Source organism: Streptococcus sp. HMSC061E03 (genome assembly GCF_001813505.1).
In the GTDB taxonomy this organism is placed as follows: Bacteria; Bacillota; Bacilli; order Lactobacillales; family Streptococcaceae; genus Streptococcus.
This window is the reverse complement of the sequence record NZ_KV812792.1, coordinates 47,732-70,316: the sequence shown is the minus strand read 5'-3', so window position 1 is coordinate 70,316 and position 22,585 is coordinate 47,732. Positions and strand designations below refer to the sequence as shown.

The 22,585-nt window shown below is 41.8% G+C and carries 20 protein-coding genes and 2 pseudogenes; 20 read left to right on the top strand and 2 right to left on the bottom strand.

All coding sequences use genetic code 11. The features are described 5' to 3' along the window. Window positions 1-111: 111 nt before the first annotated feature. Genes tsaE through HMPREF2917_RS07620 form a run of 3 tightly spaced genes read left to right on the top strand, consistent with a single transcriptional unit; the run spans window position 112 to window position 2,297 of the window. Entirely contained in the window at window positions 112-567 is a 456-nt protein-coding gene (tsaE, locus tag HMPREF2917_RS07630; protein ID WP_049505954.1) for a tRNA (adenosine(37)-N6)-threonylcarbamoyltransferase complex ATPase subunit type 1 TsaE, read from the top strand. Further along, the gene (locus tag HMPREF2917_RS07625; protein ID WP_049474383.1) at window positions 560-1,090 is read left to right on the top strand and encodes a GNAT family N-acetyltransferase; all 531 of its coding nucleotides are present in this window, start codon (window positions 560-562) and stop codon (window positions 1,088-1,090) included. The genes tsaE and HMPREF2917_RS07625 overlap by 8 nt, the downstream gene beginning before the upstream one ends. 13 nt (window positions 1,091-1,103) lie before the next feature. Further along, window positions 1,104-2,297 (top strand): glycopolymer--peptidoglycan transferase LytR, encoded by a 1,194-nt coding sequence (locus HMPREF2917_RS07620; RefSeq protein ID WP_070590001.1) that lies wholly within the window; start codon window positions 1,104-1,106, stop codon window positions 2,295-2,297. A 21-nt stretch (window positions 2,298-2,318) separates the two neighbouring features. Here HMPREF2917_RS07620 and HMPREF2917_RS07615 read toward each other — a convergent pair whose 3' ends face one another. Both HMPREF2917_RS07615 and HMPREF2917_RS07610 read right to left on the bottom strand, forming a co-directional pair. Further along, the gene (locus HMPREF2917_RS07615; RefSeq protein ID WP_070589999.1) at window positions 2,319-2,609 is read right to left on the bottom strand and encodes a hypothetical protein; all 291 of its coding nucleotides are present in this window, start codon (window positions 2,607-2,609) and stop codon (window positions 2,319-2,321) included. Between the two features lie 12 nt (window positions 2,610-2,621). After that, window positions 2,622-3,035 (bottom strand): HIT family protein, encoded by a 414-nt coding sequence (locus tag HMPREF2917_RS07610; protein WP_003012582.1) that lies wholly within the window; start codon window positions 3,033-3,035, stop codon window positions 2,622-2,624. A gap of 67 nt (window positions 3,036-3,102) precedes the next feature. Here HMPREF2917_RS07610 and HMPREF2917_RS07605 point away from each other — a divergent pair, with 67 nt between their 5' ends. The 17 genes and pseudogenes from HMPREF2917_RS07605 (at window position 3,103) to glyQ (ending at window position 22,576) form a co-directional block, all read left to right on the top strand. After that, window positions 3,103-3,834, top strand: coding sequence for an ABC transporter ATP-binding protein (locus HMPREF2917_RS07605; protein WP_070589996.1), 732 nt, complete (start codon window positions 3,103-3,105; stop codon window positions 3,832-3,834). After that, window positions 3,831-4,886 carry an ABC transporter permease gene (locus tag HMPREF2917_RS07600; protein ID WP_049505947.1) on the top strand — a complete coding sequence of 352 codons (1,056 nt, stop codon included), beginning with the start codon at window positions 3,831-3,833 and terminating at the stop codon, window positions 4,884-4,886. The genes HMPREF2917_RS07605 and HMPREF2917_RS07600 overlap by 4 nt, the downstream gene beginning before the upstream one ends. A 40-nt stretch (window positions 4,887-4,926) precedes the next feature. Continuing rightward, window positions 4,927-5,721, top strand: a complete 795-nt coding sequence (gene ccrZ / locus HMPREF2917_RS07595) for a cell cycle regulator CcrZ (RefSeq protein ID WP_003003852.1) — start codon at window positions 4,927-4,929, stop codon at window positions 5,719-5,721. Then, window positions 5,718-6,353, top strand: a complete 636-nt coding sequence (gene trmB, locus HMPREF2917_RS07590) for a tRNA (guanosine(46)-N7)-methyltransferase TrmB (protein ID WP_024056398.1) — start codon at window positions 5,718-5,720, stop codon at window positions 6,351-6,353. The genes ccrZ and trmB overlap by 4 nt, the downstream gene beginning before the upstream one ends. 97 nt (window positions 6,354-6,450) lie before the next feature. Beyond that, window positions 6,451-6,930: a ribosome maturation factor RimP gene (gene rimP / locus HMPREF2917_RS07585; protein WP_003003953.1), complete on the top strand. Its 480-nt coding sequence runs from the start codon at window positions 6,451-6,453 to the stop codon at window positions 6,928-6,930. A 44-nt stretch (window positions 6,931-6,974) separates the two neighbouring features. Beyond that, window positions 6,975-8,117: a transcription termination factor NusA gene (gene nusA, locus HMPREF2917_RS07580; RefSeq protein ID WP_031575236.1), complete on the top strand. Its 1,143-nt coding sequence runs from the start codon at window positions 6,975-6,977 to the stop codon at window positions 8,115-8,117. A 14-nt stretch (window positions 8,118-8,131) separates the two neighbouring features. Further along, on the top strand, window positions 8,132-8,428 hold the full coding sequence (gene rnpM, locus HMPREF2917_RS07575; RefSeq protein ID WP_003010401.1) for an RNase P modulator RnpM: 297 nt from the start codon (window positions 8,132-8,134) through the stop codon (window positions 8,426-8,428). Continuing rightward, a complete protein-coding gene (locus HMPREF2917_RS07570) occupies window positions 8,421-8,720 on the top strand; it encodes a YlxQ-related RNA-binding protein (RefSeq protein ID WP_045760253.1) in 300 nt (99 codons plus the stop codon). Before rnpM ends, HMPREF2917_RS07570 begins: the two co-directional genes overlap by 8 nt. A 16-nt stretch (window positions 8,721-8,736) precedes the next feature. After that, window positions 8,737-8,860 (top strand): annotated as a pseudogene (locus HMPREF2917_RS11875) (translation initiation factor IF-2 N-terminal domain-containing protein); the annotation flags it as partial. Between the two features lie 95 nt (window positions 8,861-8,955). Beyond that, a pseudogene (gene infB, locus HMPREF2917_RS07565) lies at window positions 8,956-11,451 on the top strand (translation initiation factor IF-2); the annotation flags it as partial. Between the two features lie 73 nt (window positions 11,452-11,524). Then, a complete protein-coding gene (rbfA, locus tag HMPREF2917_RS07560) occupies window positions 11,525-11,875 on the top strand; it encodes a 30S ribosome-binding factor RbfA (protein ID WP_003003976.1) in 351 nt (116 codons plus the stop codon). Window positions 11,876-12,324: 449 nt separating this feature from the next. Next, entirely contained in the window at window positions 12,325-13,956 is a 1,632-nt protein-coding gene (locus HMPREF2917_RS07555; protein ID WP_037608308.1) for a Na/Pi cotransporter family protein, read from the top strand. A 153-nt stretch (window positions 13,957-14,109) separates the two neighbouring features. Further along, window positions 14,110-15,267, top strand: a complete 1,158-nt coding sequence (gene nagA, locus HMPREF2917_RS07550) for an N-acetylglucosamine-6-phosphate deacetylase (protein ID WP_070590019.1) — start codon at window positions 14,110-14,112, stop codon at window positions 15,265-15,267. A 131-nt stretch (window positions 15,268-15,398) separates the two neighbouring features. Further along, window positions 15,399-15,617 (top strand): hypothetical protein, encoded by a 219-nt coding sequence (locus tag HMPREF2917_RS07545; protein ID WP_003018530.1) that lies wholly within the window; start codon window positions 15,399-15,401, stop codon window positions 15,615-15,617. Continuing rightward, window positions 15,614-16,456: an aldo/keto reductase gene (locus HMPREF2917_RS07540; protein ID WP_070589988.1), complete on the top strand. Its 843-nt coding sequence runs from the start codon at window positions 15,614-15,616 to the stop codon at window positions 16,454-16,456. The genes HMPREF2917_RS07545 and HMPREF2917_RS07540 overlap by 4 nt, the downstream gene beginning before the upstream one ends. A 269-nt stretch (window positions 16,457-16,725) precedes the next feature. Further along, window positions 16,726-21,147: a S8 family serine peptidase gene (locus HMPREF2917_RS07535; RefSeq protein WP_070589985.1), complete on the top strand. Its 4,422-nt coding sequence runs from the start codon at window positions 16,726-16,728 to the stop codon at window positions 21,145-21,147. Between the two features lie 511 nt (window positions 21,148-21,658). Continuing rightward, a complete protein-coding gene (gene glyQ, locus HMPREF2917_RS07530; RefSeq protein ID WP_070589983.1) occupies window positions 21,659-22,576 on the top strand; it encodes a glycine--tRNA ligase subunit alpha in 918 nt (305 codons plus the stop codon). Window positions 22,577-22,585 lie beyond the last annotated feature (9 nt).

Sequence of the window (22,585 nt, the reverse complement as noted above, 5' to 3'; positions counted from 1 at the left end):
TTAACTTATTTTACTTTAAAATAGTTTGTCTATCTATCTAAAAAGCAAACCTGAGTCGAACAATTTCTAAAAGAAAGAGCAGATTTTTAAAAAGTTTGGTATAATAGAGAAATGATTAGTCACAATGAAACGGAGCTGATCGCTCTAGGAAAACAGCTAGGAAAACTCTTAGAAAAGCAAGACGTGATCATTTTATCAGGTGATCTAGGAGCAGGAAAAACGACCTTTACCAAAGGAATTGCAAAGGGGTTAGGGATTGATCAGATGATTAAAAGCCCGACCTATACCATTGTTCGTGAATACGAAGGTCGCTTGCCTTTATACCATTTGGATGTTTACCGGATTGGGAATGATCCAGATTCTATTGATTTAGATGATTTTCTATTTGGAGATGGTGCTACCATTATTGAATGGGGAGAGCTGATTGAGCCGAGTCTTTCGGATGCTTATCTAAAAATTTTTATCCGAAAATTAGAAGATGGGCGAGAGTTAGCTTTTCAAGCTCATGGAGCGCGTGCAGAAGCTTTACTAGCATCCTTTGAGCAGGTGGAAAAAACCGATGACTAAGGAAAAGGAAGTGACAGTAGAAATTCGGCAAGCTGACAGTGCAGACGCGGCTCTTGTCGTTGATTTCTTAAATCAAGTTGGGAAAGAGTCAGATTACATGACGCTAGATGAAGCTGGAATTGGCATGTCTCCAGCAGACATGGAGCAATTTCTGATGGTGCAAGAGATGGCGGAAAACAGGATTTGCCTCTTGCTATTTCTAGATCAGGAACTGGCAGCTTTGTTAAATATCACTGCAGCTTCTCAACGGTCCATTCAGCATATTGGTGATGTCTTTATTGTGGTTCAAAAAGCTTATTGGAATCAAGGACTTGGACAGATCTTGTTGGAAGAAGGGATCGAGTGGGCGCACTCGACCGGTGTTCTTCGCAAACTAGTCTTGAATGTCCAAGTGCGCAATGAACGGGCGGTTCACCTGTATAAAAAGTTAGGTTTTGAGATCGAAGGTTGCCAAGCTCGTGGAGCTTGTTCAGCTGAAGGAGAATTCTTAGATGTTTACCTTATGGGGAAACTGATAGATTAGAGAGAGATTCTATATGGTTAAAAAAATTATTTTAATGTTTTTGAGCTTATTGACGGTAACAGTGATTGGGATTGGGGCTTATGGCCTTACCATCCTAAACCAAACGACTGGGACTCTCAGTAAGACCTATAAAGGCTTTGGAAATGAGACCAATGTCATTGCAGAAAACAAGCCGATGACCATCCTTTTGATGGGGGTTGATACAGGTAGCGGTTCTCGGGAAGATCCTTGGGCCGGAAATAGTGATACTATGATTTTGGTGACTGTTAATCCTCAAACAAAAGAAACAACCATGACTAGCTTGGAAAGAGATATCCTAACCAATATTACTTCAGATGGCGAAACGGTCCAAGCAAAATTGAATTCGGCTTATGCTCAAGGTGGTGCCAAGTTAGCCATTAAGACCATTCAAGATCTTTTGAATATCCATATTGACCGCTATGTCATGATCAATATGAAGGGGCTGGTTCAATTAGTGGATAAGGTTGGTGGCATCACAGTCAACAATCCATTTGACTTCGATATCTCGATCGAGGAAAATGAGCCAGAATATACGGCTAAGATCGCACCAGGACGTCAGGAGATTAATGGGGACCAAGCTCTCGTTTATTCACGCATGCGCTACCAAGACCCAGAAGGAGACTACGGACGTCAAAAACGCCAACGTGAAGTGATCAAAAAGATTGTTGAGAAAGTTTTAAGCCTCAATAGTTTGAGTCACTACAAAGGAATCATTGAGTCTGTTAGTGACAATATGCAAACCAACATAGCGCTTGACAGTAATAGTCTTCTTCAATTGTTAGGATATAAAGATGCCCTTTCAACGATTCATCAGTACCAGCTGAAAGGAGAAGATGCCACCTTAGCAGATGGCGGAAGTTATCAGATTGTCACTTCAAAACATCTCTTGAAAATTCAAAATATCATCCGCAAAGCTTTGGGGATGAAAGAAATTAAAACATTGAAAACCAATGCTTACCTATTAGATGGAGATGAAGAGTTGAAGAATACTTCTTCTCAAACTGAAAATCCAGCTCCAGCATCTGGGGAAGCACCTGTTTACCAAGAGTTTAATCAATTACCAGTTGTACCATCAACCCAGGATACGGGAGTGGTGACGCCTCAAAGTTCTGTTGCACCAGTGACACCAGTTGCTCCTGCAGCTACAGAGTCGAGCAGTGTGACACCTACGGTACCTTCAGAATAAGAAAAAAACGATTGAGTTTTCTCAATCGTTTTTATTTGGTTGCCAGATGTCTTGAATTTCTTTTAGAGAGGCTGTTGCTTGTTGACTAAATAGTTTGGTCTTGTATTGGAAATCCGTTACCAATTCTTGAAGATTGGTCTTTTGGTCTTGGATAATATCCAGATTGCGTTGGATTTTTGCTAGGTTATCTTGAATTCCCTTGACCAATTGGCTGGATTCAGTCACCTCTGTTTTAATTTCTTTGCGGTTTTTTACTAGGTGGTAGCTAATGCTAGCTCCTGTTGCAAACCAAAAGAGATTTTTGAGTTTCATATGGCCTCCTTTTTAACTGTTTTTGATGGTTTCTGCGAGAACTGCTAGTTGTTCAAAATTAGGCTCGTGTTCAGTAAATGAAATGGCAAGCTCATCTTGATCGGAATAGCGAGGGATAATGTGGACATGTGTGTGAAATACGGTTTGTCCAGAAACTTCTTCCATGTTGCTGATGATATTCATTCCCTTAGCTTGGGTAGCAGCTTCTACTTTTTTAGCAACTTTAGAAACACGTGCAAATAGTTGAGCTGTGGCGGTTTCGTCCATCTCTAAGAGGTTGCGAGCGTGTTTTTTTGGAACCACTAACGTATGACCTGGTGTAACCTGAGAGATGTCCAAAAATGCGAGGACTTCCTCGTCCTCATAGACTTTGGAGGAAGGAATGTCGCCAGCTATAATCTTACAAAAAATACAATCGTCAACCATAAATACACCTCATTTAGACTAAATTTTGTTATAATATAAGAACATTATACCAGAAATCGGAGAAAATATGTTAGAAATCAACAAGTTGACAGGGGGCTATGTCAACATCCCTGTCCTGAAAGAGGTGAGTTTTTCAGTTCCGGATGGCCAACTGATTGGTTTGATTGGACTTAATGGAGCTGGGAAGTCAACCACGATTAATGAAATTATTGGTCTCCTGCATCCTTATGCTGGTGAAGTACGGATTGACGGCTTGAGTCTGCCAGAAGCTCCAACGGAATACCGCAAGAAAATTGGTTATATTCCAGAAACCCCTAGTCTATATGAAGAATTAACCTTGAGAGAGCATATCGAGACCGTAGCTATGGCCTATGATTTAGACATGGAGCAGGTCATGGTGCGCGTCCAGCCTTTGTTGGAACGATTTCGTTTGGCTGAAAAATTAGATTGGTTCCCGACCCAGTTTTCAAAAGGGATGAAGCAAAAGGTCATGATTATTTGCGCCTATGCAGTGGATCCAAGTCTTTATATTGTCGATGAACCCTTTTTGGGATTGGATCCTGTTGCAATTGCAGATTTGATTCAGTTATTGGCCGATGAGAAAGCAAAAGGAAAATCGATTTTGATGAGTACCCACGTACTGGATTCGGCTGAAAAGATGTGTGATGGTTTTGTGATCCTCCATAAAGGGCAGATCCGAGCAAAAGGGACCTTGGACGAGCTGCGTTCAACTTTTGGGGATGAGAAAGCAAGTCTAAATGATATCTACATGACCTTGACAGAAGAGGAAACAGCATGAAAGAGTTGATGAAAAAACGGCAAGAAACGTTTCGAACTCAATGTGTAAAATATAGCCGCTATGTTCTCAATGATCATTTCGTCCTCTTTATGCTGATTTTCATAGGATTTTTGGCGGTTCAATACAGCCAATTCTTACAAGATCTCCCCAAAGATACAAGCCTGATCCGCTGGAGTCTCATGATTGGTTTGCTCCTCTTGGTTCCGATAGGCTCTATTGCGACCTACTTAGAGAAGCCCGATGCTTTATTCCTTTTGGTAAAGGAAGAGGAAGTGAAACGTTATATCAAAGGGCAGGCCAAGAAGTCTTTTGTGTTTTGGTTTTTGATTCAAAGTTTTGTCCTTCTATTATTTGTGCCTCTTCTTCTGGCAACGGGGCTGGATAAACTTGCTATTGTAGCTTATATCCTTGTCTTAGGAGTGGCTAAAGGGGCTGTTTTTAGCTGGAAGGAAGCGCGCTTCTACCAGGATGGAAATTTGAATTGGAACTTGGCCATTGCTCGTGAGAATGCAAGGAAACAATTGATTCTTCGTTTCTTTGCCTTGTTTACAACGGTAAAAGGTATTTCCAACAGTGTCAAAAGAAGAGCTTACTTGGATGGTTTCTTAGGGCTTCTTCCCAAGACACATGGCAATACGTGGCTGCACTTATATATGCGCTCCTTCCTACGGAATGGAGATCTTTTCTCTATGACTCTACGACTCTTGGCTCTTTCCATTCTCGCTATCATCTTTATTCCCCAGCCTCTCGTAGTGATTGCGCTTGTAGCCTTGCTAAATTACTTAATTATTTTTCAATTACTGGGGCTTTACAGTGCTTTTGATTACCAACCCTTGACCCTCCTTTTTCCGATGAAAAAGGGCAGTAAAAAGGCAGGGTTGAACAAAACGATTCAGCTGGTCATGGGGATGATAACGGTGATAGAAGGGGGAATTGGCCTGGTCTTTATTTCAGATAAAGTCCTGTTGTTAGGCTTATTCGCTTATACAGTTGCTTTAATCCTACTCTATCTTCCATTTAAGATGGCGCGCTTGGTTGACGAAAATCGTTAAAATTAGTAAAATAGATTGGAAACTTTTTACGGAGGAAAAGATGGACTCGAATGAAAAAGAGCTAAGCCTCACCCCAATTCCTGGGAAGAGTGGGAAGGCCTACATGGGGACCTACCCAGATGGTGGGCGCGTTTTTGTAAAAATGAATACGACCCCAATCCTTGCGGGTCTAGCAAAAGAACAGATTGCTCCTCAATTATTATGGAGTCGACGATTGCCAGATGGAAATGTGATGAGTGCCCAAGAATGGTTGAATGGGGAAATTCTCACGCCAAATGGGATGTCAAAAAAACAAGTGGTCAATATTTTAACGAGATTGCACCGTTCTAGACCTTTGATGACCCAATTGAAAAAACTTGGCTATCCTGTGGAATCTCCATTAGAATTGCTCAATTCTTGGAGCAACCGGTTGCCAATTGCCCTACGTCAGAACCACTATATCCAATCAGTCGTAAAGAATTTACGTAAGACAGTGCCTGCCTTTCGGGAGGATTATGCGACGATCGTTCACGGGGATGTCCGGCATAGTAACTGGATTGAGACAGAGAGCGGCTTGATATATCTAGTCGATTGGGATTCCGTTCGTTTAACTGACAGGATGTTGGATGTGGCGCATATCTTGAGTCACTATATCCCAGATTCTAATTGGCGCGATTGGTTAGGTTATTATGGCTACAAGTACAATCAAAAGGTCTTTGACAAACTCTATTGGTTTGGTCAATATTCTTTCTTGTGCCAAATTGCTAAATACTATGAAAACAATGATTTAGAAAATGTCAATCGCGAGATCTATGCTCTGCGCAATTTCCGGTTGAAATATGGAAAGGAAATATGAGAGTTAGAAATCGCAAGGGAGCGACTGAATTATTAGAAGCGAACCCGCAATATGTGGTCCTAAATCCAGAAGATGCCAAGGGAAAGTGGCATGAGATTTTTGGAAATGACCATCCTATTCATATCGAAGTGGGTAGCGGAAAAGGGGCCTTTATTACTGGGATGGCCAAGGCCAATCCAGAGATCAACTACATCGGAATTGATATTCAAAAATCAGTCTTAAGTTATGCTTTAGATAAGGTCTTAGAAGCTGATGTTCCTAATATTAAATTACTTTGGGTAGATGGGGATAGCTTGACTAACTATTTTGAAGATGGAGAAATTGATCAGCTCTATCTGAATTTTTCAGATCCATGGCCAAAGAAACGTCATGAGAAGCGTCGCTTGACTTACAAGACCTTCCTAGACACCTTCAAGCAAATTCTTCCAGAACATGGGGAGATTCACTTTAAAACAGACAACCGAGGTTTGTTTGAATACAGTTTGGTGAGTTTTTCGCAATATGGAATGACTTTGAAGGGAGTCTGGTTAGACCTTCATGCTAGTGACTTTGAGGGCAATGTCATGACGGAATATGAGAAGAAGTTCTCAAGTAAAGGCCAGGTCATTTACCGTGTAGAAGCACAGTTTTAGCATATTCCTTGCAATCATTGGGAAATCGTGCTATAATACATTAAATGAATAGAAAAGGAGAGGCGGGGAAATATCTTCGCCTCTTATCTATGAGGAGGTGGCAACCATCGCAACGATTGTTGACTTAGTAACAGAAGTGATTCAGCCAGCTATAAAGGAACCATTTGAATTGGTTGATGTTGAATATGGCAAAATGGGTGGTGACTACGTCTTAAGCATTTTCGTAGACAAACCAGAAGGAATCACACTGAATGATACAGCGGATTTGACAGAAATCATCAGTCCGCTATTGGATCAAATCAAACCAGACCCATTTCCAGAACAGTACTTTTTAGAAGTCACCAGTCCTGGCTTGGAGAGACCTTTGAAAACCAAGGAAGCACTCGAGGGAGCTGTTGGTAAGTACGTCAATATCAGCTTGTACAAGGCTGTTGAAAAGCAAAAGGTCTTTGAGGGGAACCTGGTAGGTTTTGAAGAGGATGTTTTGACCATTGAATATATGGATAAAACACGAAAGAAAACAGTGGATATTCCTTATAACCTTGTGTCCAAAGCAAGGTTGGCTGTAAAATTGTAACAGAATGAAAGAAAGGATGCCTTTATAGAAGAGGCAAGAAAAACATGAGTAAAGAAATGCTAGAAGCCTTCCGCATTTTGGAAGAAGACAAAGGGATCAAAAAAGAAGATATCATCGAAGCAGTCACAGAATCATTGCGTTCAGCCTATCGCCGTCGTTATGGACAATCAGAAAGTGCAGCGATTGAATTCAATGAAAAAACTGGAGATTTCCGTGTTTATACGGTTCGTGAAGTGGTGGATGAAGTCTTTGATAGCCGTTTAGAAATCAGCTTGAAGGATGCCTTAGCCATTAGCTCTGCTTATGAGTTGGGTGACAAGATCAAATTTGAAGAAGCACCAGCTGAATTTGGTCGTGTAGCAGCTCAATCTGCCAAACAAACCATCATGGAAAAAATGCGGAAGCAAACGCGCACCATCACCTATAATACTTATAAAGAACATGAAAATGAAATCATGAGTGGAACGGTGGAGCGCTTTGACAATCGATTTATCTATGTCAATCTTGGTTCAATCGAAGCACAATTGTCTAAGCAAGACCAAATTCCAGGAGAAGTGTTCCAATCTCATGATCGAATTGAAGTATTTGTCTACAAGGTAGAAGATAATCCACGTGGTGTCAATGTCTTTGTTAGTCGAAGCCACCCTGAAATGATCAAACGTTTGATGGAACAGGAAATTCCTGAAGTCTATGATGGAACTGTTGAGATTATGAGTGTAGCGCGTGAAGCTGGAGATCGTACAAAAGTTGCGGTTCGTAGCCATAACCCAAACGTAGATGCGATTGGGACTATCGTTGGTCGTGGTGGATCGAATATTAAAAAGATTACCAGCAAGTTCCACCCAGCTCGATACGATCAAAAATTAGACCGTATGGTTCCGACAGAAGAAAATATCGATGTCATCGAATGGGTTCCAGATCCAGCTGAATTTATCTACAATGCGATCGCTCCTGCAGAAGTGGACCAAGTTATTTTTGATGATGAAGATAGCAAACATGCTCTCGTTGTGGTCCCAGACAACAAATTATCTCTTGCCATTGGTCGTCGTGGTCAAAACGTTCGTTTAGCAGCTCATTTGACTGGTTACCGCATCGATATCAAATCTGCTAGTGAGTTCGAAGAAATGGAAGCAGCTCAGGAAACTTTTGAAGACCAAGTAGAAAGTGACGAAGAGCAAGTCGATTAAGAGAGGGAGGGAAAATGGTAAAAACAAGAAAAATCCCTTTAAGAAAATCTGTCGTTTCAAATGAAATTATTGATAAGCGCGATTTGCTCCGCATTGTCAAAAATAAAGAAGGACAAGTCTTTATCGATCCAACTGGCAAAGCCAATGGTCGAGGTGCTTACATCAAGCTAGACAATGAAGAAGCGGCACTTGCTAAGAAAAAGAAAGTTTTTAATCGTAGCTTTAATATGGAAGTGGAAGAAGCTTTCTATGATGAATTGATCGCTTATGTAGATCATAAGGTGAAGAGAAGAGAGTTAGGCCTTGAATAAGCAAAAGATAAGTAATTTGTTGGGTTTGGCGCAAAGAGCAGGAAAACTCATTTCTGGAGAAGAACTCGTGATCAAAGCAATCCAGGAAGAAAAAGCAAAATTAGTTTTTCTGGCAAATGATGCAGCTAGTAACCTGACAAAAAAGGTGACAGATAAGGGTCACTATTATGAGGTTCAAGTATCTACCGTGTTTTCAACACTAGAATTAAGCACTGCAATTGGACGTTCTCGTAAGGTCGTCGCTGTTGTAGATGCTGGATTTTCAAAGAAAATGAGGTCTCTTATGGAATAGAAGAGGAGGACAGCAATTGTCTAAGAAAAGATTATACGAAATTGCCAAAGAATTGGGCAAGGAAAGTAAAGAAGTCGTCACTCGTGCGAAAGAATTAGGTTTTGACGTCAAGAGTCATGCATCTAGTGTCGATACTGATGTTGCTGAAAAGTTGATCAAGAGCTTTGCAGCGAAAAAAGAAACAGTCGAAAAGAAAGTAGCAGAAGTGGCTGCCAAGACAACGGCTGTCGCAGAGAAAAAAGAAGCAGCGCCTGTCAAAAAAGAAGGAGCAACTGAGACAAAATCAGTAACGCCAGCTGCTAAACCAAAGAGTCGTAACTTTAAAGCGGAACGAGAAGCGCGTGCAAAAGAACAGGCTGAACGTAGGAAACAACAAGACAATCGTCCAAAACGTGATCGCAAAGATAATCAGCGTCATGGTGACAACCGAAATCAACGACCACAAGAGAGAAATGAACAACGAAATCAAGGTTCTGAGCGTCGCAATAACCGACCAGATCAAAGACGTGGTGCACAGCCCCAAGTGGCACCAAAAGTTGATTTCAAAGCGCGTGCAGCAGCACTGAAAGCTGAACAAAATGCTGAGTACGCACGTGGAAGTGAAGATCGCTACAAACAACAAGCTGCAAAAGCAGAACAAGAACGTCAACAGCGCCGGAAACGGGTAGAAGCACCAGAAGTGAAAGCACCTGTACAGGAGCCAGCTGTTGAGAACCATACAAAACCAGCTGTTGCTGCTGCTCCAGCTCAAGTCGATACACGTCGGAAGAAACAAGCGCGACCAGATAAGAAACGCGATGATTTTGATCGTGAAGAAGATGGTCCAAGAAAACAACAAAGGAATCGAAATAGTCAAAATCAAGTGAGAAATCAGAGAAATAGTAACTGGAATAACAATAAGAAAAATAAAAAAGGAAAGAACAACCGTAATGATGCTCCAAAACCAGTAACAGAGCGTAAATTCCATGAATTACCAAGTGAATTTGAGTATACGGATGGAATGACGGTTGCCGAAATCGCAAAACGCATCAAGCGTGAACCGGCTGAAATCGTCAAGAAACTCTTTATGATGGGAGTCATGGCGACTCAAAATCAATCGCTGGATGGAGATACGATTGAACTCTTGATGGTGGATTATGGAATTGAAGCCAAGAAAAAGGTTGAAGTGGACAATGCCGATATCGAACGCTTCTTCGTTGAAGATGGTTATTTGAATCCAGATGAGTTGGTAGAGCGTCCACCAGTTGTCACCATCATGGGACACGTTGACCACGGGAAGACTACCCTTTTGGATACCCTTCGTAATTCACGTGTAGCAACAGGTGAAGCGGGAGGAATCACTCAGCACATCGGGGCTTATCAAATCGTGGAAAATGGCAAGAAGATTACCTTCTTGGATACACCTGGACACGCGGCCTTTACTTCTATGCGGGCGCGTGGTGCATCTGTTACCGATATTACCATCTTGGTTGTAGCAGCAGATGACGGGGTGATGCCACAGACCATCGAAGCCATCAACCACTCAAAAGCTGCCAATGTTCCAATCATTGTGGCCATCAACAAGATCGATAAACCAGGAGCTAATCCAGAGCGTGTCATCGGTGAATTGGCAGAGCATGGAGTTATGTCAACAGCTTGGGGTGGTGATTCTGAGTTTGTAGAAATCTCAGCTAAGTTCAACCAAAATATCGATGAACTCTTGGAAACGGTCCTTCTTGTGGCTGAAATCCAAGAACTCAAAGCAGATCCAACTGTTCGTGCCATCGGTACTGTTATCGAAGCACGTTTGGATAAAGGAAAAGGTGCGGTGGCAACCCTCCTTGTTCAACAAGGTACCTTGAATGTCCAAGACCCAATCGTTGTCGGAAATACCTTTGGACGTGTCCGTGCCATGACCAATGACCTTGGACGTCGTGTGAAGGTTGCAGGACCATCTACTCCGGTTTCTATCACTGGTTTGAACGAAGCGCCAATGGCGGGTGACCACTTCGCGGTTTACGAAGATGAAAAATCTGCGCGTGCGGCGGGTGAAGAACGTGCCAAACGTGCTCTGATGAAACAACGTCAAGCAACCAACCGCGTCAGCCTTGAAAATCTCTTTGATACCTTGAAGGCTGGGGAAGTGAAATCTGTTAATGTCATCATTAAAGCCGATGTACAAGGTTCGGTTGAAGCCCTTGCTGCTTCCCTTCAAAAGATTGAAGTAGAAGGTGTGAAAGTGACCATCGTTCACTCAGCAGTTGGTGCCATCAACGAATCAGACGTGACCCTTGCAGAAGCTTCAAATGCCTTCATCATCGGATTTAACGTCCGCCCTACGCCACAAGCACGTCAACAAGCTGAAGCTGATGAGGTAGAAATCCGTCTTCACTCAATTATCTACAAAGTGATTGAAGAAATGGAAGATGCCATGAAGGGTATGTTGGATCCTGAGTTCGAAGAGAAAGTCATCGGGGAAGCAGTTATTCGTGAAACCTTTAAGGTCTCTAAAGTGGGTACCATCGGTGGATTTATGGTCCTCAGTGGTAAGGTCACTCGTGATTCCAAGGTTCGTGTCATTCGTGACGGTGTCGTGATATATGACGGTGCTCTTGCAAGCTTGAAACACTTCAAAGATGATGTCAAAGAAGTGACAAATGGTCGTGAAGGTGGATTGATGATTGAAGGCTACAATGATATCAAGACAGACGATACCATTGAAGCCTACATCATGGAAGAAATTAAAAAATAAGAGGCTGACTAGGAAAAAAGAGGAATTTTCTCTGATTTCCTAGTTTTTAAACACAAAGCAGAAAGGAGTTCCTATGGCAAGTCATTTTCGGACAGATCGAGTAGGGATGGAAATCAAGCGTGAAGTCAATGAGATTTTACAAAAGAAAGTCCGTGACCCGCGTGTTCAAGGCGTTACTATTACGGATGTTCAAATGCTAGGTGATTTGTCTATGGCCAAAGTGTATTATTCAATTATGAGTGATTTGGCTTCAGACAATCAAAAGGCTCAGACAGGCCTTGAAAAAGCAACAGGAACCATCAAGCGTGAATTAGGTCGGAATTTGAAACTGTACAAGATTCCGGATCTTACTTTTGTCAAAGACGAGTCTATCGAATACGGTAACAAGATCGATGAGATGTTACGCAATTTGAACAAAGACTAGAGAGGTTGGAAATTTTCCACGCCCAGATTGAAAGACAAAGTCTTCTTAGAAACTTTCCTTAGGTGAGTACGGACGTCAGCGAACTTCTTCGAAGTTCCATGACTAATTATTGAGCCTAAGGTCTCAATAATTCCGAGTACCTGAAACTATTAAGTTTCAGGTACTTTTCTCACGACGAAAAGTTTCAGTAGATGATTGAATCACTCTAACGAGTAACATTTCTTTTTATAGAATTTATTAGATTTATAAAAAAGAATAGTTTGTCTACAGTCTCGGGTTGGAAATTTTCCACCCTCTTTTTTTGGCTCTTAAAACGAGGAAAATAAAACAGAAGGAAAAACGGTTTCAAAAAATAATAGAAATTTACAGAAATCTCTTGTGTGATTGGAAATTATCCTTTACAATAGGAGAGGAGTTTTATTTCTGATCTCAAATTTGGAGGAATGAACATGTCGATTAACTGGCAGGAAATTGTATTTAACTTTTTGGGAGGCCTGGGGCTCTTTCTCTATAGTATTAAAACCATGGGAGAAGGCTTGCAACAGGCTGCAGGAGATCGACTTCGATACTATATTGATAAATATACGAGTAATCCCTTTCTAGGGGTTCTAGTAGGGATTGGGATGACTGCCTTGATTCAGTCGAGTTCAGGGGTTACAGTGATTACGGTCGGTCTGGTGAGTGCAGGACTTCTAACCCTCCGTCAAGCTATTGGTATTGTTATGGGGGCCAATATTGGAACGACTATTACCTCCTTTATCATTGGTTTTAAATTAGGAGACTACGCTCTTCCCATGCTCTTTATCGGAGCGGTTTGTCTCTTCTTTACCAAAAATCGTTTGGTTAATAATGTTGGACGAATCGTTTTTGGTGTCGGTGGTATCTTCTTTGCCCTCAACTTGATGAGTGGGGCTATGGAACCTCTTAAAGATTTGCAAGTCTTTCGTGACTATATGGTGCAGTTAAGTAAAAGTCCTATCTTGGGTGTCTTTGTTGGATCAGGCTTAACACTTTTGATTCAGGCCTCTTCTGCAACCATTGGTATCTTGCAAAATCTCTATGCTAGTCATTTGATTGACCTGAAAGGAGCCCTCCCAGTTCTCTTTGGTGATAATATCGGAACGACCATTACAGCTATCATTGCTTCCTTGGGAGCTAATATTGCGGCCAAACGTGTGGCAGGTGCCCATGTAGCCTTTAATGTTATCGGAACCATTATCTGTCTTGTCTTCCTTGTTCCGTTTACCTCTTTGATTCAATGGTTTGAAACGACTCTTCATTTATCCCCAGAAATGACCATAGCCTTTGCTCACGGAACCTTTAATATAACCAATACCATCATCCAGTTCCCATTCATTGGAGCTTTGGCATACTTTGTGACCAAGCTGATTCCTGGTGAGGATGAGGTTGTCAAATATGAACCGCTCTACTTGGATGAAAACTTGATCACCCAAGCGCCTTCGATTGCTCTTGGAAATGCGAAAAAAGAGTTGCTTCATTTAGGTGGATATGCAGACAAAGCTTTTAATCTTTCTTATGATTATATTGTTCATCAAAATGAGAAAACAGCTGAAAAGGGTCATAAGACAGAAGAAGCCATCAATACCATTGATGATGATTTGACTCGCTACCTGATTCGTTTGTCAAGTGAAGCCTTGAGTCCGAGAGAAAGTGAAGTTCTCACCAATATCTTGGATTCTTCACGGGATTTGGAGCGGATTGGAGATCACGCGGAAGCCTTGATCAATCTGACCGATTATTTAATTCGTAAGAAAGTGGTCTTTTCAGAAGCGGCCTTGGCTGAATTGGAAGATATTTACAACCAAACCCATCAATTTGTAGAGGATGCCTTAAAAGCTGTTGAGAACAATGATGTGAGTCTTGCAAACCAATTGGTAGCACGTCACGAGGCAATTGAAAAGTTGGAGAAAAGACTTCGGAAAACCCATATTCGTCGTTTGAACCAAGGCGAATGTACACCTCAAGCCGGAGTAAACTTTATTGATATCATTTCTCACTATACACGTGTTGCAGACCATGCCATGAATCTCGCTGAAAAAGTACAAATCGAGCAAATTTAAGGAACGTCAAACAGAGTAAGTAGGAAGCTTACTCTGTTTTTTGTTGGATTCTATTCAAAAATAGGTCTAGACCATTTACAAATGGAAGTGAAAGCGTTATAATATGTATGAATATAAATGGAACACAGTTCCTACAATGGAAAGGACGATTTTATGTCTACATATATTAAAGCAGATCAATTTTATTATCCACATGGGGTTCGCCGCGGAGGCTATTTGGAGCTTGTTGATGGCAAGTTTGGAAAACATGTGGAAAGCTTACCAGAAGGTGCGGATGTGCTGGATTATTCTGGTTACAGCATTGCGCCTGGCCTCGTAGATACCCATATTCACGGATTTGGTGGGGTAGATGTGATGGATAATAATATCGAAGGCACTCTCCATACCATGAGTGAAGGGCTCTTGAGTACAGGGGTTACGAGCTTTTTGCCTACGACCCTTACTTCCTCTTACGAACAACTTTTGGCAGTAACTGAAAATATCGGTGCACGATACAAAGAAGCAACAGGAGCTAAGATTCGCGGGATTTATTTTGAAGGACCTTATTTTACAGAAAAATACAAGGGAGCTCAAAACCCATCTTATATGAAGGATCCAAGTATGGAAGAATTCCGGGCTTGGCAAAAAGCTGCCAATGGTCTGTTGAATAAGATTGCCCTTGCTCCCGAGCGTGAAGGGGTGGAAGAATTTGTTCGGACCATTACAGGAGAAGGGGTGACAGTCGCTTTGGGACACTCCAATGCTACTTTTGAAGAAGCTAAAAAAGCGGTTGATGCAGGTGCGAGTGTCTGGGTGCATGCCTACAATGGTATGCGTGGTTTGACGCACCGTGAACTCGGTATGGTTGGTGCCATGTATGAGTTGCCTCATACCACAGCAGAGTTGATCTGTGATGGCCATCACGTTGATCCGCTAGCATGTGATATCCTGATGAAACAAAAAGGAAAAGAAAATGTTGCCTTGATTACTGACTGTATGACAGCTGGGGGATTAGAAGACGGGGATTATATGCTTGGGGAATTCCCAGTCGTGGTTGCTGAAGGGACTGCTCGCTTGAAATCAACTGGTAATCTAGCTGGCTCAATCTTGAAATTGAAAGATGGATTAAAAAATGTTGTAGAGTGGGGGATTGCTAACCCTTACGAAGCAGTGATGATGGCCAGCCTCAATCCGGCAAAATCAGTCCATATTGATGATGTTTGTGGTCAAATTCGAGAAGGATATGACGCGGACTTCATCGTGCTTGATCAAAATTTGGATCTGGTTGCGACCTATCTCGATGGGGTCAAACGTTACCAAGCTACCAATTAGATTCAAGAATCGAAGATAGAATACTTCCTCTCTAAGTCATACCTAGAGAGGTTTTTGTTTACCGATGGTAGTGCAATTTTGTGAATGCTGTCTTTTCATGCTATAATGGGAATTGAAATGTGAGGTAGCTTATGAAGGCAATTGATATACGTTTTTTATTGATGGGAATTTTTTTCTTGCTCTATGGGATTGTAAGAAAAAATATCTTTATTGTGATTGTTGGTGGGGCATTTTTACTCTATAGTTTTTATAGCAAGAAGATGGAGCCAACCAAGAAGAATATTTTTAAGCCAGAGCTCAAGCTTCGAGGGCCTAAGAAACCGAAATCGAAGAAAGGAAAGAAAAAATGAACAATTATCGTTTAAATAATGGGGTGGAGATTCCTGTATTAGGATTTGGAACCTGGAAAGCAGCAGATGGAGAAGAAGCCTATCAAGCTGTCTTAGCTGCTTTAAAAGCAGGTTACCGCCATATCGATACAGCTGCGATTTATCAGAATGAAGAGAGTGTGGGTCGGGCCATTAAAGACAGTGGTCTTGCGCGCGAAGACCTGTTTATTACCACCAAACTTTGGAATACTCATCACACCTATGAAGACGCTCAAGCTGCTTTGGAAGAGTCTCTTGAGAAACTAGGCTTGGACTATGTAGATCTTTATTTGATTCATTGGCCAAATCCAAAACCTCTTCGAGAAAATGATGCTTGGAAACAACGAAATGCTGAGGTTTGGCGGGCAATGGAAGATATGCTAGCTGCTGGCAAGGTTCGGGCTATTGGCATTAGCAATTTTCTTCCTCATCATTTGGAAGCGCTCCTTGAAACAGCTCGGGTCATCCCAGCTGTGAACCAAATTCGTCTAGCACCTGGGGTTTACCAAAGCGAAGCCATTGCTGTAAGTCGCAAGCATGGTATCTTACTAGAGGCTTGGGGACCTTTTGGCCAAGGGGAGTTGTTCCAAAATGAACAAGTAAAAGAAATGGCTGCCAAATATGGAAAGACCGTTGCTCAACTAGCCTTGGCTTGGAGTTTACAAGAAGGCTTCCTTCCATTGCCAAAATCGGTTACGCCTGAGCGGATTGCGAGTAATCTAAATTGCTTTGATTTTGAATTGGCGGCAGATGATGTGGAACTCCTGCGCCATCTTCCGGTTGAAGCAGGTGCACCAGATCCGGACACCAAAGATTTTTAAAAGAGAATTTCTATTCATTAATGAAAACCGAGGACAGTTTCGTTCTCGGTTTTTAAAAACCTTTCAATGATTAAATAATTTTAAAACTCCAACAAAAACAGATGTTCTATAATACTTTCCCATTCTAATTTACAATTTTCCGAACGAAAATAAATTAATAGCTAGTAATATTCGTGAATGTTACATTTGTGTTACAATTTGTTTTTTGAATGAATTTTCAGATAATTTTGCGTTATAATAGTTACTATTAAAATAAAAGGGGAGTTTCTATGAATAGACAAGAACGTTTTTCATTAAGAAAATACAAATTTGGTGTAGCCTCAGTTTTATTAGGGGCTGTTTTGGTATTTGGATCTGCACAAGCGAGTGCAGAAGAACAAGCGGCCAGCCAAACGAGTGCTGGAACACAGCTTGTAGCCACTACTCAACAGGCACCTGCTGAAGAAGAGCATTCACAAGCAACAGAAGCAAGTACAGCAGTTGCTAGTGAGAAAGTAGAAGTTGCAAAAGAAGTAACAGTTGCTGAAAAGACAACGAATACAACAGAAGCAGCTCTTATTGAAAAAACAGAAGCTCCGAAAGAAGCAGCTGCTGTTCCAGAAACAAAACCGGAAGTAGCAGAAAAACCTGTAGAAAAAGCAACAGAAGTGGCTTCTGCGACAAGTTCAGAAACAACGAATCGCCATGAGGCAGCTGAAAAACCTCAAAGCATCGAAAGTGACGAAATTATTACTGTTCCCCAAACCTGGAAGCAAGGCTATAAAGGGGAAGGGATGGTTGTTGCCGTTATCGACTCTGGCTTGGATGTGAACCACGAGGTTCTTCGGATTACCGATCCTTCAAAAGCTAAGTTTAAAAACCAAGGAGAAATCGAAGCTGCTAAGAAAGCAGCAGGAATTGATTATGGTAAATGGTACAATGACAAAGTTGTATATGCCTATGACTACTTTGATGGTACCGACAATATCAAAGAGGCCGAAAGAGATTCTCATGGGATGCACGTTACTGGGATTGCAACAGGGAATCCTGATAAAGAAGCAGGAAACGGTGAAAAGATCTATGGTGTAGCACCAGAAGCGCAAGTTATGTTTATGCGTGTCTTTTCAGATCGTCAAAAAACAACAGGATCTGCTCTTTATGTAAAAGCAATTGATGATGCTGTAGCTCTTGGTGCAGATACTATCAACATGAGTCTTGGCTCTACGACTGGTTCTACGGTCAATGCGGATTCAGATATTGTAGATGCCATTAAACGAGCGCGCGCTAAAGGCGTATCTGTCTTAATTTCTGCAGGAAATAGCAATAGCTTTGGAAATGGTTACTCAAGACCTTCTGCTGAAAATCCAGATTATGGTTTGGTCGGAAATCCTTCAACAGTAGAGGACTCCATCTCTGTTGCTTCTATCAATAATAATGTTATTACGACAGAAGTGTTTGAAGTCAAAGGCCTTGAAGGCAATGCGGAATTAGATAACGGGAAGTTTGACTACAGTAAATCTGCAACAGATACAGACTTTGAAAAAGGCAAAGAATATGAGTATGTATCAGTTGGTCTTGGGAAAGAAGATGATTTCAAAGATCTAGATCTTACTGGTAAATTGGCGCTTATCCAACGTGGAGAAATTCCATTCTCAGAAAAAATTGCCAATGCCCTCCACCATGGTGCAGTAGGGGCCTTGGTTTACAATAATGTAGAAGGATCGAATCTTGGAATGGCAATTGATGGAGATGCTAAGAAAATTCCATCTGTCTTCATTTCAAAACGCTATGGGGAAGCTCTGAAAGCTGGATCTTACAAAGTTGTCTTTAACAATACCATGGCCAACCGTCCATCTCCAGAAGCAGACCAATTGTCTGATTTCTCAAGCTGGGGAGTGACAACCGATGGTCAATTGAAACCAGATGTCACAGCACCTGGTGGGAATATCTTCTCTTCTTTGAATGACAATACCTACGGGGATATGAGTGGTACTAGTATGGCCTCACCTCACGTAGCAGGTGTTGCAGCCTTGGTTAAAGAATACCTTGTGAAGAACCATCCAGAATTGACTCCTGAACAAGTTTCTGAAACAGTGAAAGCCTTGATCATGTCTACGGCTAAACCACACGTTAACAAAGAAACAGGTGCTTATACTTCTCCTCGTCAACAGGGAGCAGGGGTGGTTGATACGGCAGCTGCAGCCGTTTCAACAGACTTGTATGTCACTGGTGAAAACAACTACCCAAGTGTCACTCTTGGAAATGTTGGAGATAGCTTTACCTTTGATGTCACTGTCCACAATATTTCAGATACCGATCGTACCTTGAAAATGTTGGTGAATACTGATACAGATGAAGTGAAGGATGGTAAATTTACCCTCCGTCCACGTAAATTGACTGAAACAGCTTGGCCTGAAGTAACTGTGAAAGCTCATAGCTCTGAAACGGTTACAGTGAAAGTCGATACAAGTAAATTCACAGAAGAGTTGAGCAAAGAAATGCCGAACGGCTATTTCCTTGAAGGATTTGTTCGCTTTGTAGATCCGGCTGATGATGGGGATGTGGTCAGCTTGCCGTTTATGGGATTCAAGGGAGAATTCCAAAACCTTCCAGCTGTTGAAAAACCAATCTATGATTTGGTTCGCGAAGGAAAAGATGGCTTCTACTATCATGTTCCAAAAGATTTGAATATCTCCTCTAGTGCCAATGTTTCTGCGCTTGTTACCCTTCAAAATGATCTTCTCCTCACACAAGGAAAACGAGATGGTCGTCGGATGACAGTTCTTGGTATTGAAGAAAATGCGGAAGGTACACATTCTCTTCAATTAGATGAAAATGGAAATGTTCGCATCGCTATTTCGCCAAATGAAGATGGGAATAAAGACCTTGTTGAATACAAGACAGTCGCTCTTCGAAATATTGAAAACCTTCATGCAACGGTCTACGCAGCAAGCGATACGGAACATAAAAATCCATTGTGGGAAGGAACTCCATCTGACCATCGTAAGAACTTCTTCAACGGTGACCAAAAGAACCCACGCAGTTACACACTAGATAACACTGCTTGGAACGGTACCGATGCAAATGGGAAAGCAGTAGCAGATGGTGTATATGATTATGTCATTCGTTACACACCAATGGTTCCTGGAGCTGAGGAGCAATCAACAACCTTCAAGGTTCAAGTCGATACTCAAAAACCAGTGATCACATCTGGATATATCCGTTTCAAAGATGGGGCTCAACAGTTTGTAGCACGTAAAGCCAAAGATGTTGGCGATGGTGGTATCTTAACTGAAAAACTCGTCTATGTGACTCCATTTGATGATCAGGGGACAATGGTCCAAACCAGTGAAGATAAGAATGGTACACGTGCGCTTGAAAATTACCATGTGATCAAGGCCAATGCAGATGGTAGCTTCGATCTTCCTGAAAACATCGATAAGAAGAATATCTACTACTATGTAGAAGACTTTGCGGGGAACGTAGATTATGTTTCACTAGCTGATTTAGTTCGGGATCAAAATAGTGGTCGGGTTCAAATTGCAGTTCGTGACGCTAAAACGAACAAAGATTTGGATACTATGTATGTTTACCGAATCAAAGATAGCAACGGCAAATACGTGTCAGTTGATAAGACAAAAGATATTAACTTCTTGAACTTTGGTCATTATACTGCTGAAATATTTACGTATGATCGTACAGAAGTGAAATTTGTCAGCAGCTTGACGCAAGAATTTGATTTGACAGAGGATAATAGTTTCCAAACGATTGCTTTTCTTGCCAATACTTTAGAATATGCACCAGTTAGCATCAGCTTTGATCAACCGGTTTCAAAAGCAGCTACGATCGTATTAAAAGGGGCAGATGGTGAAAACTTTGTCTTGCCTGCTGAAAAATATGGTAAAAATGGCTTTGGTAAATCTGTAGCAACTGGTCAATATACCTTGGTTGCAACTCTTCCTACAGGTTATGAACTAGCTGAGGAAGCACCTGTGATCTCAGTTGTCGCAGGGCGCAACAACAATTATCGTATCGGAGTGATCTCAAAAGTAGATCTCTTGGCTGCTTTGAACAACCAAGCAGATGTTACAAAGACAGCGCAGTACTTCAATGCCAGTGCGGATAAGAAGGAAGCCTATGACCAAGCCTTGCAAGCGGCCCAAGCAGCCTTGACCAACAAGGTCAGTCAAGAGCAAGTCAACCAAGCTCTAGCTAGTCTTGAAGCTGCTAGCCAAGCTTTAGATGGGAAAGATTCAAACGTTGCGGCCTTGAAAGAAGCGATGCAAGCTTACGATGCTACAACTAAAACTGGTCATTATGCCAATGCCAAAGAAAAAGTACGTCGCGACTACGATCGTGCTTTCCAAACAGTGGCCTTGCTTGCAGTTGATCCAACTGTGAAACAAGAACAAATCAATCAAGCACTTGCTGAGCTTAGCCGTGCGGAAGGAAAATTAAACGGGAAAGCAACTGATTTTTCAAGCCTTGAAAAATACATCAAGGAAGAATTGAAGTTCCAAGAAAAGAATGCTAAATTCATCTATGCTGGAAATGAAGAAAAAGAAGCTTACCTAGCAGCCTTCAAGGATGCACAAACTATCCTTTCAAATCCAGGAGCAAGCCAACAAGATGTGAAAGATGCTTTGACAGCCTTGAAGAATGCCAAGAAAAAACTTCATGGTAAAAAACCAAAAGCTGCAAGACGTCCATAAGAAAAACAACATTGTTTGTTAGCCTAAAATCCGTATGAAACGATTGTTTCATGCGGGTTTTAATTTACAAGTCACTAAAAATCTGCTATAATACTAGTCAAGAAAGAAGGGCTTACGGCGTTTTTCTAGCGAGCTTGGGATAGTGAGAGCCAAGTAGAGCAAAGTAAGCAAGTGGCGCTTTCTCTCAGTAAAAAGCTGAGTAAAGTAAAATAAAATGAAGTAATAAATTAGGGTGGAACCGCGTTTCTGACGCCCCTAGGTCACAGACTTAGGAGTAGAGACACGGTTCTTTTTGTATCCTGAGTCACAAGAAATTTTATGAATAAGGAGTAAAACATGTCTAAAAAATTGACTTTCCACTGCGTCAGTGGCAGAGATCTCCTTACAGTCGGACTGCCACACGCTCAGCACTAGGGTGCCTGAGCTAGACGCAGTACTAACTCGTCTTGCCTCGTGTAATCGACGAGGCAGACTCGTGTCGCAAGAAATCATTTAAATCAAGGAGTATTTAATGTCTAAGAAATTAACCTTTCAAGAAATTATTTTGACTTTGCAACAATACTGGAATGACCAGGGTTGTATGCTCATGCAGGCTTATGATAATGAAAAAGGTGCGGGAACCATGAGTCCTTACACCTTCCTTCGTGCCATTGGTCCTGAGCCATGGAATGCGGCTTATGTAGAGCCATCACGTCGTCCAGCGGACGGTCGTTACGGAGAAAACCCAAACCGTCTTTACCAACACCACCAATTCCAAGTGGTCATGAAACCATCACCATCAAACATCCAAGAGCTCTACCTTGAATCATTGGAAAAATTGGGGATCAATCCTTTGGAACACGATATCCGTTTCGTTGAAGATAACTGGGAAAACCCATCAACTGGTTCAGCTGGTCTAGGTTGGGAAGTTTGGCTTGACGGTATGGAAATCACTCAGTTCACCTACTTCCAACAAGTTGGTGGATTGGCAACTGGTCCGGTAACTTCTGAGGTCACTTACGGATTGGAACGTTTGGCTTCTTACATCCAAGAAGTCGATTCTGTTTACGATATTGAGTGGGCTCCAGGCGTTAAATACGGAGAAATCTTCCTTCAACCAGAATATGAACACTCAAAATACAGCTTTGAAGTTTCTGACCAAGATATGCTTCTTGAAAACTTCGAAAAATTTGAAAAAGAAGCAGGACGTGCTTTGGAATTGGGCCTTGTTCACCCAGCCTATGACTACGTTTTGAAATGTTCACATACCTTCAATTTGCTAGATGCTCGTGGAGCAGTATCCGTTACAGAACGTGCCGGCTATATTGCCCGCATCCGTAACTTGGCCCGTGTCGTAGCCAAAACTTTCGTCGCAGAACGTAAGAAACTTGGTTACCCACTTCTCGACGAAGCCACACGCGCAAAATTCCTAGCAGAAGAGGAAGAATAAAGAGAGCGT